Origin of the sequence: Actimicrobium antarcticum (assembly GCF_039536745.1) — a bacterium.
GTDB lineage: Bacteria > Pseudomonadota > Gammaproteobacteria > Burkholderiales > Burkholderiaceae_D > Actimicrobium > Actimicrobium antarcticum.
Genome location: NZ_BAAAZE010000002.1, coordinates 1 through 18,055 on the forward strand (window position 1 = coordinate 1; position 18,055 = coordinate 18,055).

At 55.9% G+C, this 18,055-nt stretch carries 12 protein-coding genes, 1 tRNA gene and 1 pseudogene; 7 read left to right on the forward strand and 7 right to left on the reverse strand.

Annotated features, from left to right (window positions below):
- The 5 genes and pseudogenes from ABD720_RS01330 to ABD720_RS01350 form a co-directional block, all read left to right on the forward strand.
- A partial coding sequence (locus ABD720_RS01330) for an RHS repeat-associated core domain-containing protein (RefSeq protein WP_344761414.1) occupies nt 1-2,858 on the forward strand: 2,858 nt, incomplete at its 5' end.
- Nucleotides 2,855-3,067: a DUF4926 domain-containing protein gene (locus ABD720_RS01335; protein WP_344761415.1), complete on the forward strand. Its 213-nt coding sequence runs from the start codon at nt 2,855-2,857 to the stop codon at nt 3,065-3,067. The genes ABD720_RS01330 and ABD720_RS01335, both read left to right, overlap by 4 nt.
- A 30-nt stretch (nt 3,068-3,097) precedes the next feature.
- A pseudogene (locus ABD720_RS01340) lies at nt 3,098-3,310 on the forward strand (RHS repeat-associated core domain-containing protein); the annotation flags it as partial.
- 227 nt (nt 3,311-3,537) lie between these two features.
- On the forward strand, nt 3,538-4,212 hold the full coding sequence (locus ABD720_RS01345) for a hypothetical protein (RefSeq protein ID WP_344761416.1): 675 nt from the start codon (nt 3,538-3,540) through the stop codon (nt 4,210-4,212).
- Nucleotides 4,212-4,574, forward strand: a complete 363-nt coding sequence (locus ABD720_RS01350) for an immunity 8 family protein (RefSeq protein WP_344761417.1) — start codon at nt 4,212-4,214, stop codon at nt 4,572-4,574. Before ABD720_RS01345 ends, ABD720_RS01350 begins: the two co-directional genes overlap by 1 nt.
- Nucleotides 4,575-4,854: 280 nt before the next feature.
- Here the strand turns inward: ABD720_RS01350 and ABD720_RS01355 are convergent, their stop codons facing one another.
- Nucleotides 4,855-5,814: an IS5 family transposase gene (locus ABD720_RS01355; protein WP_425547897.1), complete on the reverse strand. Its 960-nt coding sequence runs from the start codon at nt 5,812-5,814 to the stop codon at nt 4,855-4,857.
- Nucleotides 5,815-6,425: 611 nt separating this feature from the next.
- Here ABD720_RS01355 and ABD720_RS01360 point away from each other — a divergent pair.
- Both ABD720_RS01360 and ABD720_RS01365 read left to right on the forward strand, forming a co-directional pair.
- Entirely contained in the window at nt 6,426-7,493 is a 1,068-nt protein-coding gene (locus tag ABD720_RS01360) for a helix-turn-helix domain-containing protein (protein WP_344761419.1), read from the forward strand.
- Nucleotides 7,474-7,965: a PIN domain-containing protein gene (locus ABD720_RS01365; RefSeq protein ID WP_344761420.1), complete on the forward strand. Its 492-nt coding sequence runs from the start codon at nt 7,474-7,476 to the stop codon at nt 7,963-7,965. Before ABD720_RS01360 ends, ABD720_RS01365 begins: the two co-directional genes overlap by 20 nt.
- 378 nt (nt 7,966-8,343) lie before the next feature.
- Here ABD720_RS01365 and ABD720_RS01370 read toward each other — a convergent pair whose 3' ends face one another.
- The 6 genes from ABD720_RS01370 to ABD720_RS01395 form a co-directional block, all read right to left on the reverse strand.
- Nucleotides 8,344-10,752, reverse strand: a complete 2,409-nt coding sequence (locus ABD720_RS01370; protein ID WP_425547895.1) for a TOTE conflict system archaeo-eukaryotic primase domain-containing protein — start codon at nt 10,750-10,752, stop codon at nt 8,344-8,346.
- On the reverse strand, nt 10,749-14,516 hold the full coding sequence (dsr1, locus tag ABD720_RS01375) for an anti-phage defense-associated sirtuin Dsr1 (protein ID WP_344761422.1): 3,768 nt from the start codon (nt 14,514-14,516) through the stop codon (nt 10,749-10,751). The genes ABD720_RS01370 and dsr1 overlap by 4 nt, the downstream gene beginning before the upstream one ends.
- A 2-nt stretch (nt 14,517-14,518) precedes the next feature.
- A complete protein-coding gene (locus ABD720_RS01380; RefSeq protein WP_344761423.1) occupies nt 14,519-15,634 on the reverse strand; it encodes a restriction endonuclease subunit S in 1,116 nt (371 codons plus the stop codon).
- Nucleotides 15,631-16,809, reverse strand: a complete 1,179-nt coding sequence (locus ABD720_RS01385) for a PDDEXK nuclease domain-containing protein (RefSeq protein ID WP_344761424.1) — start codon at nt 16,807-16,809, stop codon at nt 15,631-15,633. The genes ABD720_RS01380 and ABD720_RS01385 overlap by 4 nt, the downstream gene beginning before the upstream one ends.
- Nucleotides 16,806-17,798 carry an integrase arm-type DNA-binding domain-containing protein gene (locus ABD720_RS01390; protein ID WP_344761425.1) on the reverse strand — a complete coding sequence of 331 codons (993 nt, stop codon included), beginning with the start codon at nt 17,796-17,798 and terminating at the stop codon, nt 16,806-16,808. Before ABD720_RS01390 ends, ABD720_RS01385 begins: the two co-directional genes overlap by 4 nt.
- A 165-nt stretch (nt 17,799-17,963) precedes the next feature.
- Nucleotides 17,964-18,040, reverse strand: a tRNA-Met gene (locus ABD720_RS01395).
- Between the last annotated feature and the right edge of the window lie 15 nt (nt 18,041-18,055).

Sequence of the window (18,055 nt, forward strand, 5' to 3'; positions counted from 1 at the left end):
CCGGCCATTTCACCCGGGTCACCAGCGCCGGCATCAGTGAATTCTTCAGCTACAACGGACTCGGCCAATTGTCGGGTGTCGTGCAATCGACGGGCCAGCGATTGACGCTGCGCTACGGTGCCGACGGCAGGATGCGTGAATTGTCGGATGTGCAGGGCAATCGCATTCGCCTGCAGCGCGATACCGAAGGCACGCTGGTTTCGCGCACGCTCCTCAATCCCGATGGCAGCATCGCGCAGACCACGAATTTGTCGCTGCTCGATATCGAAGCAGACCGCAAGAGCGGCGCGCAACGGGACGGCGCCGTGCCCGATATCCTCTTCGCCGCGGACAACACGGTCACCCGGTTTCAGTACGACCAGCAAAGCCGGCTGGCCCGCGTCACCGATGCGCGCAAGCACCAGACTGACCAGACCTTCGATGACTTCGGGAGGCTGGTTCGGGTCGGCAGCCCTGATGGCGGCGTGACCGTGTTGGCCTATGACGCCGCCGACCATCTGGTCAGCAAGACCACCGGCCACGGCAGCGAACAAAGCAAAACCGTCAGCTTCCGCCATGACGTGGCCGGCCGCGTGACCGGACAACGTACCGAAGAAGGCGACACGCGCATCGTCTACGGTCAGCAGGGACGACCGGTACGGATCAGCTATCCCGCTGGCGAAGAACAGTTCAGCTACGACCACGCCGCCCGCCTGACCAGCCACGTGCGCCTGATCGACCAGCAGCGTGTCGAGACCCGGTATGCCTACGACGGGCGCGGCCAGTTACTGCGTAAAACCTTGCCCGATGGTCAAATTCTGCACTACCGGTACAACGGCGCCATCCATGCGAAAGCCGGTTTGCTGACTGCAATCACGCGCGAAGATCTGTTCGGCAATACCGTCTTGCTCGACGGGCTCAACGATGCCGATGACCGTTATGCAAACCAGCAGTATCAACTGGCCAATGGTGCCAATTACCAGCGCCAACTCGACCAGACCGGGCACATCACCCGTATCGGCAGTGTCGGCAACTGGGAAGAACAGCACCAGCGCGACACCCTCGGCCAGCTCACGCAACGCAACGCGACGGAGTCGACTGGCAAGCAAAGTACCCGGTACGGTTATGACCTTGCCGGTCGCATGACGGGTGTCACGCATGTCGGCGATGACCGCAGCAGCCGACCGTCCGACCACGCCTACCGATACGATCAGACTGGCAACCTGCTGGCCGATGGTCGCGGCACCCTGTCCACCGGCTACACCATCGATCCGGCGAGTAACCGCATTACCGCTGCGCAGGCCGATGACCGCAACATCCCCTACGACTACAACGCTGCCGGCAGCATCACCCGAACCGGCGACGCCGACTATTTATGGGATAGCCAGCAGCGCCTGATCCGTGTCAGCCAGCACGGCCAGCCTGTCGCCGATTACGCCTACAACGCTTTCGGCGAGCGCATCAAAAAAGTCAGCTATGCCGGTGGCCAAAAAGCCGTCACGTACTACTTCTACGATGGCAGCGAACTGGTCGCCGAAGCGCAGGGCAGCCCGAAAGACGCTGGCGGCAACCATAGCAGCACCGCCACTCACCCCGACAGCCCTAGCTCCATCACGCGCCAGTACGTCTGGCTCGACGACCAGAGCGGCAGCCGGCCCATCGCGATGCTGCAAGCGCGCGACAGCGGCATCACCGCTTTGGCCGGCCAGGCGCTCAACAGCATCCCGACAGACACTACCCGCGCCATCGGCCAGGCCACGCGCAACGACGTCTTCGCCATCGTCGCCGACCACACCGGCGCACCACGTGCGCTGATCAACGACCGCAAGCACGTTGTCTGGCGTTCGAGCGTGACCGGTTTCGGCGAACTGATCCCGGACGCCAACGCCGCGATGCCCCTCAACCTACGCGGCTCCAACCAGTACTACGATGCCGAATCAGGCCTGCACTACAACCATCACCGGTATCTGGACGTGCGCAGCGGGCGGTACCTGAGCGCGGACCCGAGCGGGCTATCGGGCGGGTTGAATCTGTACGCGTTTGCCGATAACAATCCGGTGGCCAATGTTGATCCGCTGGGGTTGCAGGCGAAACCGGTGGTGGATGTTTCAGGGTGGGACACCCAGCAGCGTGTCGAATACGTACTCCTGCGCGCAGGCAGCCAGATTCCCGGCGTGATCGGCGACATGCTGCGTGAGCTGGTCAAACCGGAATCCCTCAGAACGACAGCGATCGTGTTTGGCGTCTGGGCCGGATCACAACTCACCCCGATCGGTCCGGCTGTCGATGCAGCACTCGCTGTGGCTGGCTACTATTTTTTTGGTAAATACGCGGTTATTGCGGCGGAGGAATTATTCAAGGCAGCGGTATTCACATTGAGTGCAAAATGTGAAGCGGACTTGCAAAAGGCGGGGGATTTATTGGCTAGCGGGCTGATGAATGCGCTGGGTGCGGGCGCGGCATTAGTGGGGAGTGCGCAGGCGTTGCGGACGGAGAAGGTGCAGGCATTGTTGTGGCGGGTTTTTAGTAGGGTGGGAAGTGGGACAAATAGTGCTGCACTCGCCGCTACTCGAGCAAGCGTTGATGATAAATTGTTTCGCTATCTATTGAATGCCGATCATCCGATCGGTGGTTCCAAAGCGAAATGGTTTGATTCAGCTCTTGGATTTAATCGAAGTAATGCTGACCAGCTTGCAAAGCAAATTGTCTTCAACGAAACCGTAGCAGTTCAGACAGCAGTCATTGAACAAGGTGTCAAATTTAATCAAGTCATTCCCATCACCGGTGCAAATGGCAAAGTGATTGACGTCACATTTGGTTGGATTCGCAACAAGGACGACATCGTTAGACTAACAACAGCTATTCCTACCAAAAAATGAATACCAAATTCTTTGAATATGATGTCGTAAGATCAATTCGAACTCTCGGTGAGGATGTACCAAGCGGCACATCTGGAGCCGTGCTGATGGTATTTTCATCAACTCACCCTCAATATGAAGTTGAGTTTGTCGATGCAGCGGGGGAGTCGCTTAGTGTGATGACAGTGAAGGAGGAAGATTTAGAGCTTGTACAGCGTGCCGATTGTTGATTATTTTCAAAGTAGCATTAACTCCAGATTTTGAAGAGCTGGGCGAATACCGCAAACGTCGCGATGCCACTCCATCTACGCGGCTCCAACCAGTACTACGATGCCGAATCCGGCCTGCACTACAACCATCACCGGTATCTGGACGTGCGCAGCGGGCGGTACCTGAGCGCGGACCCGAGCGGGCTATCGGGCGGATTGAATCTGTATGCGTTTGCTGACAACAATCCGGTAGCCAATGTTGATCCGCTCGGGTTGCAGGCGAAACCAGTGGTGGATGTTTCAGGGTGGGACACCCAGCAGCGTGTCGAATACGTACTCCTGCGCGCAGGCAGCCAGATTCCCGGCGTGATCGGCGACATGCTGCGTGAGCTGGTCAAACCGGAATCCCTCAGAACGACAGCGATCGTTTTTGGCGTCTGGGCCGGACACAACTCACCCCGATCGGTCCGGCTGTTGACGCCGCACTCGCTGTGGCTGGCTACTATTTTTTTGGCAAATACGCAGTTATTGCGGCGGAGGAATTATTCAAGGCAGCGGTATTCACATTGCGCGCAAAATGTGAAGCGGACTTGCAGAAGGCGGGTGATTTGCTGGCCAGCGGTTTGATGAATGCGCTGGGTGCGGGGGCGGCGTTGGCGGGGAGTACGCAGGCGTTGCGGACGGAGAAGGTGCAGGCGTTGTTGCAGCGGATTTTTGATAGGAGAGGTAGTAGGGCGAAAGGCGTAATTACAAACCTCGAGGTCGATGGAATAGTCACCGCCGAAGGAACTGCGAATGCCGCAACGAGTCAAGGGTTAAAAGCGCAACTCGCAAAAGAAAATCTTGCGAATATTGCTGTTCAAGACCCAAGATTGGCGGCCGCATTAAGTGGCAAGGGCAAAAATTTCACGATTGGCACTGGTACAACAGCGGAGGCAAATCAGTTAGGGCAAGTCTGGGTAGGTGATGGTGCGCGACTGATACGTGGCCAGAAAGACTGCCCTGGATGCTTAATAAGCGCGGATGGATTGAGAGTTTACCGACCACCAAGTTTCAAACCAAACACTCCAGTTGAATTCAATCCTACTGGATTACAAGCGAATTTCGTGCAACAAACTCAAACAGGACAAGTGATTAGCAATGGTCATTTGGTAGTGAAGCCATGATGGCAATTGTTAAAGGTATTTGGATTGACAGTGCAACAATTAGTTTAGAGACCTATTCCCCAAATGATCGGGAATGCTTCGGATTATGGATAAATTTACGAGTGGGTCAAAATGAGGAAGAGGGTTCGCATGACTATCAGTTATTAGTTTGCACGCCTGACTGGCTAAAAAAAGAATACTTCTTTAAGAAAGCTGTTTGGGGACGGCACATGTTGATTGTATTTGAGTACGATCTTGATGTAATTAAGAACGAAATTTATCGATGCATTGAAAGTTGTGTAGGTACGGATTGGCCGACCATCACACAGAAAGTTGCTAAATTTGCAGCTTGGGAATTTGAAGATTATCAACGCACAACGTAAGTTAATCGGTCGGTGCTACGATACGAAGCCAGCTCTTTCAAGCTCAGTACATCATTGAACTCATAGCGTTATTCAATATCGTCAATGACGGAAAGGCAATGATAGGCTAGGAAACCGCTGAATAAAGCCGACTCCAAGAATGAAAATGGCTGATTGCCCCTCCAGCAAATTTTATTCTCGAAAAAATGGATTACAAGCCGAAGAAACGGGCTAAAAAACGAACAAGCGATGTCCCTTTCGTCCTGCTTTCACGCAATAGACTGAACTTGGGCCTGCCAGTTCAACAGCTTGATTTTTCGATGACATGATTTCCCAAGCCGAACAACATGAAGGCGTGCCCGGTGTTTTTCGGCAGACCCTTGTAGCGGGTTTTGCGATGACGAAAGAGATTTTTGATCACATGAAACGGATATTCAACATTTGCCCGAATGCTCGCCTTGGCATGCTCCAGTTCGTCGAGAATGGCGCGCAGAGGTCGCTTTTCGTTGACCTTCTTGATCGTGCCACGCGTGGCAGCAATCTGCCATTGCACCTTGACGTCGTTCATTTCTTCGCGCTTCGCCACGCCGGTGTAGCCCGCATCGGCAAACACCGTTTCTTCGTCGCCATGCAGCAGCGCTGCCGTCTCAACGATGTCGGCAACGTTGGCCGCCGTGGTGGTCAGGCTGTGCACCAGGCCGCTTTCGGCATCGACGCCGATATGCGCTTTCATGCCGAAGTACCACTGATTGCCTTTCTTCGTCTGGTGCATATCGGCGTCGCGCTTGTGTTCAGCGTTCTTCGTCGAGGGTGGTGCGTTGATGATCGTGGCGTCAACGATGGTACCCGAGCGCATCAGCAAGCCCTTCTCGGTCAGTGTGGCGTTGATGGCGATGAACATGCGCTGGGTCAGCTCATTGGTCTCCAGTAAGCGCCGGAATTTCAGCAACGTCGTCGCATCCGGTGCCGACTCGCGTGCCAGATCTACGCCGATAAACGCCCGCACGGCCTGGCTATCGTAGATGGCATCTTCGACCGCTTCATCCGACAGGCTGTACCACTGCTGAATGAAGTACACGCGCAACATCCGCGACAAACCTATCGGTGGGCGACCGCGCATGCCGGTCGGATAGACGGGAGCGATGACCGCCTCAAGTTCAGCCCAAGGCACGACTTGCTCCATGTCCGCAAGAAACTGCTCGCGCCGCGTGACGCGCTTCTTCGCAGCAAATTCGGCACTCGAAAAACTGGTTTGCTTCATGGCCATGGCGGTCTCGTTGAAATTGAATGTCAGCAGAATTTTACCGCCAAAAATCGGGTGATTAAATCAGCGCTTCCTTAGGAACTTGGCCTTCAAATGTTGGAGTGTGTAGTCCAGCCAACGAGTCTGTGCCAATTTCTGGCGATGCCGAACTTCCGTCATGACTGGTGTGTTAACGACTGCTGGATTTTTGACCATGAGTCTTTGCCAAGGTCGTAACCGATACAAGTACAGCCCGATTCCCAATGCGCCTGGCTTACTGACACCCTACGAATTTGGTTGAGCTACCGGTTGTGGTGACGACCTTGAACAGAGCATTTTCTGCTTGTCTTAGCATTCCCCGGCGACCGTCGTCTGCAACGTAATTTGACCGGGGAAAATCTGGCTCGACTGTCTGCCACACATCGAACAATTCAGGATTTTTCAAGTCCATGGCCACCATTGACTCAAAATTGAAATGTCGATGCACCCACCGAAGCCAAGAAAGACGGCTGCTGTCAAAAAAGACAACACTGTGCAAAAGGTCTGAAAAATCTCAGCAGGGGCCGGACTCAGGTTTACAAAACAAACTATAATCCTTAAAAATGTAAACCTCTAAAGGAGTAGCTGACATGATTGGTCAACGACTTTCCCGAGCTCGAAAAGCGGCTGGACTTTCGCTGCGTGACGTCGGTGCGCAGGTCGGCCTGACACATGCCTCAATCAAAAAATATGAGGATGAGCAAGCGACGCCCACGTCGGCAACATTGATCAAGCTCGCCCGTGCGCTCAATGTGCGCACGGAATATTTCTTCCGTCCGGAAACGGTAGCGCTCGATGGCATCGAGTACCGCAAACGTAGTTCGTTACCAAAAAAGCAGCTAAAAGCCATCGAGCACGAAGTGATTGATCAGATTGAGCGCCGGATCGAGTTGGAAAATTTATTCCCTACGTCTCCTGTTTTTCCGTTTGCGCCGGTTCATGGACTGTCTCACCAAATCACCGATCTTGAACAAATTGAAAGTGTCGTCGAGAATGTGCGCAAGGCATGGGATCTGGGATATGACCCTATCCTCGATCTGATTGACGTTCTCGAAACTCACGGCATTCGCGTTTTCATGATCGATACGAATACAGATCATAAATTCGATGGCCTGGCGGCGTCAGTCAATCGGATGCCCATCATTGTCGTTGGCAGCAATTGGCCAGGAGACCGTCAGCGCTTCACGTTAGCACATGAACTGGGTCATCTCATGCTGTCGGGCTTACTCGCAGACGACATCGACGAGGAAATTGCGTGCAACCGATTTGCCGGTGCATTCTTAATTCCCCGAAAATCCGTCGAACGGGAACTTGGCGTACACCGAAATGATATTGAACCTAAAGAACTCGCATTACTCAAGGAGGAGTTTGGCCTCAGCATGGCCGGCATCCTTTATCGCGCGCGCGATCTCGGCATTGTCACACCGGCTTGGCGGGACGAGCAGGCCAAATTGTTCCGAATAAAGGGATGGCACCTCAAGGAACCGGGAAAGCAATATCCGACCGAGAAGGCGCATGTCTTCGAGCAGATGATTTTTCACGCGCTGGCCGAAGAGTATATCGGCGAGTCGAAAGCGGCGGAGCTGATGAAACTATCCCTGACTTCGTTCCAGGCAATTCGGTCTCTGGAGGGCAGCGATGCTGCTACTCATCAGTGATGCAAATATCTTGATTGATATCGAGATTGGCGGGCTTGTTGCACCCATGTTCAGTCTTGAATATCAATTCGCTGTTCCTGACGTTCTCTTTTACGAGGAGTTGGAAGAGCAACATAATTACCTGCTTGAAATGGGTCTCTCCGCCAGAGTTCTCGATGAGGAAATGGTGAGGCGAGTAATTGCGTTGGCCGCAAAATATCCAAGACCCGGTCGTAACGATCTATTTGCACTGGCATTGGCGGAGAAGGAAACATGTCCGCTGCTGACAGGTGACAAGGCTTTAAAGATGGCTGCGGAAAGCGAAAACGTTGAAGTTCGGGGAACGCTTTGGCTGGTCAGTGTAATGGTGCGTGCAGGGACAATCACCGTGCATGTGGCACGTGCCGCATTTCAAAAAATGCGCGCCCAAGGACGCAGATTGCCGTGGGATACCGCAGAAAAAATGCTGGCGGAATTGGATGTTGGATACTAATAAGAAACTATTTTTAGACTGAATAACAAAGGCAATGGCGACCCGCGAGGCACGACCAATTTCGATTGGACTACAGCGCTTGATGGATTTTTCCTTGGGTATTCGAGCCAGCAAGATCGACTCTTTTTTATCGTTTGCGAAATCTACACAGCATTAAAAGCTTATGGAAGGTAGATCGGCTGGCAGCTTACGTAGTGGAGGTCTTTGATAGGGCTTGAGACAAGCCCCCCACCATAAAAAAAGCTTCTGAATCGTTGCCGACCCAGAGGCTTTCAGGTTCTGAATTTTGGTGGCATGTGGCTGACTAAGCTTTTTTGGGGGACTCCTCAGATTAGAAGCAATGGTGCGGGATTGCGAGGAACAGTGTGGGTTTCGCGGTCAATTCGCACCCTTTTCATCTACCATCCGGTAGCCCATCGCCCGGTATCCTCGCTGGCGTTTTTCCCACATTCGCAGCAGCGCCGGGTGGCCGGTATCGACGAAGTCGATGATGCGCACGTCGGTCTTGGTGGCGTGTTCTCGGTGCAGTCGGCCTGCGTACTGCTGCAACGTCCCCCTCCACGAAACCGGCATTGCCAGCACCAAGGTATCAAGCGGTGGATGATCGAATCCTTCACCAACCAGTTTGCCGGTTGCCAGCAGAACGCGTGGGGCGTCGGGCGGCAGCGCGTTGAGTTCCGCAATCAGTGTGGCGCGCTGCTTTTTGGCTATCCGTCCGTGCAGGACAAATAAAGCTGTAACCTTGCCGTCCAGGGCGGTCTGGATGGCATCGAGATGTTCGGTGCGCTCGGTCAGCACCAGTACCTTGCGGCCCTGACCATAGGCGTTTACTACCTCAGCGGCAATCGCGTCGGTTCGGGCTTGGTCAATGGCAAGGTGCCGGAATACATCCTGAATTCCCGTTGCCTGCGGCAAGTCAATCCGCGAGTGCAAGGTGCACGGCGTGACCGCCAGATCGTGCGGCGCACCCGTGGGCTTGGCGGCTGTGTGCCGAGTCGGCCCGCATTGCATGAAAATGATCGGCTGTTGGCCATCACGGCGAATTGGCGTCGCCGTCAGGCCGAGCACGTATTTGGCTTTAGCCTGCTTCAAAATCGCATCGAACGATGCCGCCCCCACGTGATGGCATTCGTCCACGATCACGTGGCCGTAGTTTTCGACCAGCGAATTGACTTCACCCTGACGCGACAAGGATTGCATCACCGCGATGTCGATTTTTCCTGTCAGCTTGGCTTTGCCGCCACCGATGGTGCCGACCACGCCCTTGCCAGCGCCCAGAAATGATTGCAAGCGCTCCTGCCATTGCTTGAGCAGTTCGGTTCGATGCACCAGCACCAGCGTGTTCACGCCACGGCGCGCAATCATCGCAGCAGCCGTGACCGTTTTGCCAAATGCCGTCGGTGCGCACAGGACGCCAGCATCGTGATGCAACATGGCAGCCACAGCGAATTCTTGATCCAGCCGCAAAGTACCTGCAAAAGCCACGTCCAGCGGCGAGCCTGCATATCGCACGTCGATCAGTTCGCAACCGATCGTGTTGTCACGAAGTAGCTCCAGCGCAGCATCCAGGCAGCCGCGCGGCAATGCGATGTGATTGGGATAGTTCTCGGCACAGCCGATGACGCGCGGCTCATCCCACACTGAAAATCGCATCGCCTGTTTCTTGTAAAACTCCGGGTTCTGGAAGGCCGCCAAACGAATCAGTCGGTTGGCCAGTGACTGCGGCAGTTGTGCCTTTTCAAAATAGATCAGGTTGGCCAGTGTCACCGTGAGCGACTTCGGCATTGGCCCGACCAGCTTTTTGCTGACCGACGCTGATCGCTTCCACGGCTCCTTGTGATCCTCCTCATCGATGAACGTGACATCGAGTGGGTGCGCATTGCCCGTCGCCCGCAGGATAGTGGGTTCGATATCGTGTGCAGGCATTGGCAGGATGGAGGCCAGGAACGCCCACTGATCCCGGTAAGGCCGCAAATCAGCATCGACGAACACGCTACATCCGTTTTCACGCGGATGCTTCTGCAGTGGCAGCGCGATCAGGTTGCCAAAACCGCCTTTGGGCATCGAATCCTGATTGGGGAACAGCCGATCATAGGATTCGAGTTTGAGTTGGCGAGTCCGGGCGCAAGTGTGACTGATGATGGCAGTGCCGAGTCGGCGCGCATCCCGGGCCGATACGCTGCCGGTGAAGAAGATCCATGCATGCGCACCATTGCCGGAGCGTGAAATTTCAAGGGCGACCGGCACGCCCAGTTCGTGACACGACTGGCAAAACGCCTTGGCATCCCCTCGCCATTCTGCCTCGTCGAAATCGGCGGCGAGAAAATGGCAGGTGTCGTCAGCCAGCAGCGGATAGACGCCAATAGTGCGCTTGCCTGCGAGGTGCTCGTAGATCACCTGATCTGACAAGGGAATCAGCAGACGGTTGTTGCATTCACCGCATTTGATGCGCGGCTTTTCGCAAACACCCGCCAGCCACTCATTGCCACAGGCTGGTGAGTAGCCAGATTTGCCTGTAGTTTTGCTTTCCCAGCGTATGGGGTAAACGTCGGTGCGACCTCGAAACATCCTGCGAAATAGTGCTACTTTCTCGGCGGTGGACAAACGGGATGGTTCTGGCTCCGGGACTGGCGGAGCTGATTCAAGCGAGATTGGCTGAGGCGTCAAACGCCATTCGATACTGTGACTTTCAAGCAGCGCGATCAAGCGGGCGTTTTCGGTTTGCAGTGCCGTGAGCGGATTGGGTTCAGGCAGAGACGCCGCAATTGGTAACTTCTCGATAGTCATCCCCTGCGCTGGTATTCCAGCAGCCGCTGATATCGTGGGTCGGGCTGGGCTTCCGGCCAAGACTGGATGATCGCGGTCAAGCAATCCTCCAATTCCGTCGGTGGCAAAGGCTGATCAGCGATGATCGCATCCAGCAGCGTTAACGCTTCACGAGGAAACCTTGTGCAAAGGGCGGATTGCTGCAGGAGATGAACCGTGTAGTGAGGGTGCTCAAGGGGCTGCAGCCAGTCACGCACAGTCGCCAAGGCAGCAGGAAACTCTCCACGTGCGGCAATGGCAAGGCGCGTCAGTTGCTCGGCGATTGGTTTCGACGCCAACTGTTTTGACTTCGGCCAAACCGCTCGCCAATAAGGCTGAATGCGATTCTTCCAATGTGCTTCCCTTTGTTCGCCTGCACCTTCCAGCGCGTGAACCAATGCTTGAGCGGCTTCCACAAGCCCGTTCTGCGGCAAGGCGCTGGTCGCTGAATAAAGCTCAGCGCTCGTAAAGATGTCCGCAGGGTCCATAGCGGCATGCGTCAGGATTGCGGCGTATTGGCGACCGTGGTCACCCAGATCCGCATAGTGTCGAGCGGTTTCCAGAAAATCCGCCTTAAAGCTGGCCAGCAAGGGGCGATACAGGCGGGGCGACCAAAGAAACCCATCCCAAGCGCCGCGCGCTTCATTTTCTGCAAGTTGCCAGTTGAATAGGGGCAGGAGGTACTGCTCTGTCCAGTTCCGGTCGACGCGGAACAATGCGATCAAACGCGACGCCAGTAACACCCTTGCATGGCGATACTGGGCCATTTGGGTATCGCACAGCAGTGAGAATAGAGGTTTTAAATCGTCAGGCAGACCATCGTCGTCATTGGGCTGACGCTGAAACCAGCGGTTTAGCAATGCTTGAGTAATGTGCCCAATCGGATGATTGATTGCGCGGCTGACGGGACGATCCTCAACAACGCTACCTTGAAGATCGAGCGACAGGAAGCGTCCGCAGAGTTCAATAAAGCCGGATTCGTTTTCAATCACAAGCTTTGAAATGGCTTCTAGCCACCACGTCGCGCTTTGCGCGATGGTGGCAAGGACATCATCTGGCATTTTCATGAGCCAGCGCGACAGATAGCGCCACGAGCGTTTGGTCTGCTTTTCTTCGCTCCAGGCTTGCAGTGCTTCGCGCCAACGTTCTGCAGGCCACTGGTTTTCTGCGGCCAGCGCATACAACGCGCAGGCCGCTGTCGAGAATTTATCCCGACAGAGGTCACGCCAATCGTCCTCGCGTACTGCTTCCTGCTGCAACCAAATGACCAGTTCTCGTCTGCTACGCGGAGCCCTGTCGAGTTCGCGCCGATCCTGGTAATCAGGATCGCCAGTCCCACTCATCCAATGAGAAAACTCGTCGCTCTCGTTGGCCGCCAATTGCCAATTCGGATGGACTGCAGAAAGTGCCGCCAGCTTTGCGGATGCGTCATCCCCAAGGATGCCGCCACCGGAAGCGAGTTTTGCCAAGTGGCGCCACACTGAGCGATCCACCAGCTCCAGCCATCGTTCTGCTTCAATGTCGCCCCGGTACATCTGACGGGGTGGCCCAGCCAAAATCGCGATCTCAAGTCGCGCCCGCGCGTCAGCAGGAAGGGACTGTCCGCGCAATACCAGCAAGCGCATGGTTTCGCGTCGCGTGTCCACCGACCACAACCACCAGCACGCATCGGCCAACAGCCAGTCCACCCATTCGCCTTGTTGCGTTATGCCATCGTGCGTGGCGGCGAACAATGCCAAACGCTTGAAGGTGGGGTATGAGCGAGTGTTCCAGTCGTGCGCAATACGTATCGCTTGCATCGGCTGATTCTGGAGAGCACAGAGCCAGGCATCGCGCAGCAATTCAATCAATGCTATCCAGTCGTGAAACCCCCGGTTTTGCCAGTGAGGGCTGATGGACGGCAAATCCCAATGCCCTCGATCACTCTGATCATTGGCCTCGTCCAGTTCGCGCATCAAGTCCAGCGCATCACGTAGCAGTTGCTGAACATCATCCAGCAGCAACGGTAAGGCGGCGCGCCACGTTTCTGACTGCGCCAAATCGGTCAGCGCCGAGTGGGCATGGTCTGTTGCCAGCACCAGCTCCCAATCGACCAGATCTTTAACCCGGGTTGGTCCCTTTGCCTGCGCGCTATCTTCGCCCCAGCGGAAGGGCTTTTTCAGGGTGATCTTGGGCGTGAGCAATGCACGCAGATCGAGGCGTAGTGTGGTGCTCATGCCATCACGGTTGAAACGATCTTTCCAGCGGTAAAGGTCATGGTCACGCCACGGTGACTTCACCCGATCGGTAAGCAGCAAGCGCCACACCGTGCGCATTAACGGGCCGGGAATGGCATTGGGCGAATTGGCCCGGATGCGCGCAAGCTCAGCCGTGCTTCCCTTGCGCTCTAGAAGGGTGAATCTGTCGAGCTCGCTTTCGATTAACCACACCAGCCGATCATGCAGTTGGCCGCCACGCTTGGCCAGCCAAAGCACCAGTTCCGGATCATTCAGGTGACGAGTGAGCCAGCGGGCGAGATGGAACATCACATCATCCCAACCGCTGCTGCCCCGAGCGGTCAGCATCATCCACGGCGCGTAAGTGTAGGGCGCGGGGCGACGGGTCAGGCCAAACGCCAGTTTGTCGTCTGGCTTGCGCAAGGGCGCGACGCCAAAGCGTGGCAAATCAGCTTGCCGAAAACGCTCCTCACTCAATGGCCCCAGCCAATCCAGCGAAGGCGCCGGATCAAAATCAGCAAACCGTTTGGCGGGCAAGCCTGAGTCGTGCGACAGGGCCCAAAGCATTCGACCGACATAGTCATCCTGTCGCGTGCTTGCGGTAGGCAGCGTCATGGCGTAATCGCTGACGATACGCTCCTTGCCTTGCACGCCATCGCGGTAGGTCGCGGCCCAAGCCCTGATGGTTTTGTGCAAATGAGCATGGCGGTTGTGTTCGCGATACAAAATCGGCGTAACGTTTTTGGCCAGCCACTCATCGGCCGTTTTCTCCTCTTTACTCTTGGCGTGACTGCCAAAGGCAAACATCTCTGGCGGGGATTCGCCTAACAGGCGGTCGGCGGCCAGCGCGTCCATCATGTAACGCAGCACTGGATCGTTGATGCTGTAACCGACAAAACAAACCGTATAGTTGCGGAACAGCTCACTGACAAAGCGAGCCGCCCAGCGCTCGGTGAGGTAAGCCAAACCGAAATCACCGCTGGACAGTACCAGCCTGTCCAGTTCACCAGCGCTGAGTGTGGCGGGTAACAAGCCGTGCAGGTAAACCAGTCCGTCCCAGCGGTTTTTGGGTACAGGGAGTAATGGTGCCTGGAAGCGCTGAACGATTGCGCTTTTACGCTGGATCACTTCCTCGAACAAGCGGTCAAAGTTGGTGGTGATCAGCCGGGTTCGGCCATTGCGGCAGTGGGCCAGTGTCAGCAATGCCTCATGGGTTGATGTGGCATGGCGGGCCGTGAGGTCAGGCTGCAAAATGCAGGCGACCGCACGGCGAACCGCTTCGCGGCCACCCATAAGGCGCGCTTCGAGCAAGCCAATGGTGGTGTCAAACTGGCCCGCTTTGATCGCTGTTTGCTCAAGCGCACTCGGTGGCTCGCCCACTGCATCGTAAATTTTGCTGACCAATCGCGAAAAACCGGGCAAGCCTGCCGGGTACGAAATGCCCGCACCACAGAAAAACACCACACGGCCTTCTTCCTGCGCTTGTAGCAAGCGCTCGGGAATGTCCGGGCCGTGTTGAACAAACTGCATCGTCAGGCCGGTTCCGAAAACACGCGTTCCAGCGTGGCGGGCAGCAGCGCGGCGTTGGCGGCGCGGATGGCGGTGTGTTTGGCTTTCAATGGAACTTGCTTGGCCAGTATCTCGGCAATCTTCAATTGATCCACCAGCGCTGGCATGGGCAACTGGATATTCAGAAACTGCTCTGGCCGAGTGCGCTCCTTTCTTGCACCAACCCCCCAGGTCGCTGCTTGAAGTTGAGGCCAGAACCACTCGGTTCTGAATAGTTCACCGAGGTAGGCTGCGTTTGCCACAGTCGGTTTGCATCGGAAAGTGCGGTATTCCGGCGAAGCGAACATCCCGGCCAGTTCGGCAGAGCAAAGCGCAAGGGCGCCTTCCCATCCTTTGACCTGACTCAGTACGATGGCGTCGGTGTAGAGGCGATTGAAGGACTTGTACGCAGTACCCGAACCGGCGATCGCCGCTTTGGCGAACAGACCACCACCAAAGCCACGCACGCCAACCTGCGTATATTGGCCTTCAGCCCTTATGGGTTCCGTTACCTCATGCAACTCAATGATGTCGCCTAAACGAACCGTCCGGTCCGAGCCCAACTTGTGATGCAGGCTCAATAACAGGGCGGCCGAAGCATTGTCTGCTGCATCCAGATGCACTTCGAGTTCGCGGGTTTTCTCGGCCAGAGCGTCGAAGCGGGCGACGATGGCTTGTTGCTTCTTCAATGGCGGCAGTGGTATCTGTACGCCAGCAACATCTTGAATTTTCATCGACATATTGGCCGTGCCCTGCATCAGCGGGACCAAAGTTGAGTCCTTGCAAGCGGTCAAGTAGTAATAGGCAAAGCGAGCCATTACGCGGTTGGGCGACTGATTGACGCAAGCGCAGAGGATTGACCCGACAGAAAAATCGCCTTCGATATGGTGCAATCGCTTGAGACTTGCGTGACCATGACCAGTTGCGGAAATTAGCGGAATGCAAACGGCATCACCAGAAAAGTGCGGCTCAACGTGAGAAAGAAACTCTTCTGCGGTTGTCACGAGAGGAAAGCCGCCGGGAATGGCGGCCATGATGCCGATCTTTCCTTTTTCAACCTGAAATAGTTCCCCCAATGCCACTTTGGGCCACGCCTTCATGCAGCGCCCTCCGCGTCGACAGCACCATCCAAACGTCGTGCATCCAATTCCCGCCGCGTCTTGTCCAGCTCCTCGGCCAGTAGTTTTTCACCGGGCAGCACCATCTGGTATTCGGCAGCTAGCACTTTGTTGGGCAGGCCTTCCAGCGCGTAATGGGCTTCGGCAGCGCCTTTTTCGGCGCACAGAATCAGACCGACCGGTGGGTTTTCGCCCGGCTTCATCCAGTGCTCGCGGGCGTAGTTCAGGTACAGGTGCATCTGCCCGGCGTCTGCATAACTGAACTTGCCGACCTTGAGGTCGATCACCACCAGACACTTGAGCTGGCGGTGGAAAAACAGCAGGTCGATGCGAAACCAGTTGTCGTCAATGCGCAGGCGGCGCTGGCGACCGACGAAGGTAAAGTCGTCGCCCAATTCCAGCAGGAAGTCGGCCAGATGCTGGATCAGCGCCTCTTCGAGATCGGATTCGGAGTATTCGTCCTTGAGGTTGAGGAACTCCAGCACGAACGGGTCTTTGATGGCCTGCTCGGGCGTGAGTACATCGCCCGGTTCGGTCGCTTCGCCTCTTTGCAGCATCGCCGCCTTGTTGAGCGACAGCGCGGTACGCTCGTAGAACTGGCTGCCGATCTGCCGATTCAGTTGGGCGACGGTCCAGCCGCCGCGCAAAGCTTCGGTTTCGTAAAAGGCACGGGCTTGCGGATTCTTGACCGACAGCAGCCGTACATAGGCCGACCATGGCAGCGGGAATGCTAGGCCGAGTGCGGACAGATCCGGAGATTCTCCAGACGCTATCTGGAGAATTTGGGGCGGTAAAGATTCTCCAGACGGCGTCTGGAGAATTGGGGCCGACAATTTTGCAGATGGCGCCTGCAAAATCTGGTCGGCAGGCCACGCGAGGTGAAAAGCTCGCATTTGCCATAGGTTCTGTTTGCTGAAGCCGCGGCCAAACCGGCCGGACAGGTCAACAGACAAGCGCTCGATCAATGCCTCCCCGTAGGCGGCACGTTCCTGCCCAGCTTGTTCAAAAATCACGATGCGCTGACCAACGGCCCAGTAAGTGGCCGTCATCACCGCATTGACGCTGCGTGCGGCAGCCCGCCGGGCAGCTTCCAGCAGCGCGACGATATCGGCGTGGACTGTTACGTAATCGGCCTGATTCGGTGTCAGATCGGTCATGCCTGCACCTCATTCACCAACACTTCAATCTCACCCAAAAGCCGCATCACTTCGGCCTCGGCGCGCTGCCAATGCGGCGTGGCGGCATCAATGGCAGCGGCACGCTTGGCAGCGAAATCTATCTTCCAAGCCTGCGGGCTTTCTTCGCGGGCATTCCACCACGCTTGCATCGGGGCGAATTCCTCGAATTGCAGCGGTGCGGTTTTGCTGTATTTCTTGCGACCTTCTGGCAGCGGCAATTCGTAGTGCCAAACGGTGTCGATCGGGCCGCCGCGCTCGGCACCGAAACCAGCCACCCGCAACTTACGCATGATGTATTGCAGAAACAGCAGCGCGGTTTCCGCCGTCTGCATGTCGGGTGGGAAGTTGGCATTGATGCCGGCCTCTTCTTCGCCACCAAAAGGCGGGTTGGTGAAGATGACGTCGACACGCTCGCTGTGGCCGATTTCGCTGACGCGCCGTTGCGGTGTGTTGCCGTAGGCGATCTGCGGTGCTTCGAGGCCGTGCAGTAGCAGGTTCATTTGTGCCAGCCTATATGGCAGCGGCTTTGCTTCTTGGCCATACAAGCTTGATCGTTGCAGGGCGCGACGCTGATCGGGCGTGCTCACTTGTGGCGCGATGTGATCGCAGACTTCCACTAGCTTGTTCGCGTCCCACTCTCGGGCGACAGCCTCGAAGGTATTGGCGGCGCTGATCGCCTTTTGCCTTTTCTCCAAGCGCTTCGCCTGTGCCTGGTAGATGCCGTTGTCCATCTTGTCGCGCGCGGCGATGCGCTTATTGCGCGCATCCTTCAGTGAAACGTCAGGGTACTTACCGAACCAGAGCAGGCGCTCGATACCCTCAAAACGGCAGCTCATGCGCCAGTACTTCGATCCGTCAGGATTCACAAGCAGGTATAAGCCGCCGCCATCGCCTGGCTTGTAAGGTTTTTCTTTCGGCTTTGCAGTTCGCGGCTGAATGTCGGTCAGCGGAATGGCGAGTTTCGGCATTTTGCGGGTACCGTTTTTGTGGGTATGAATTGATACCCGCAAATGTACCCGTTAAAACTTTGGCTGTACATGGACGCTAAAGTACGGCAATAAACAAAAAACCCGCATCAGCACTAGGCTTTTGCGGGTTTTATGTACGTCTTTGGACGTCTTCAAACGTGTTCTTGGTGGTGATAGGTGGATTTGAACCACCGACCCCAGCATTATGAGTGCTGTGCTCTAACCAACTGAGCTATATCACCAAACAGCCCGAGAGT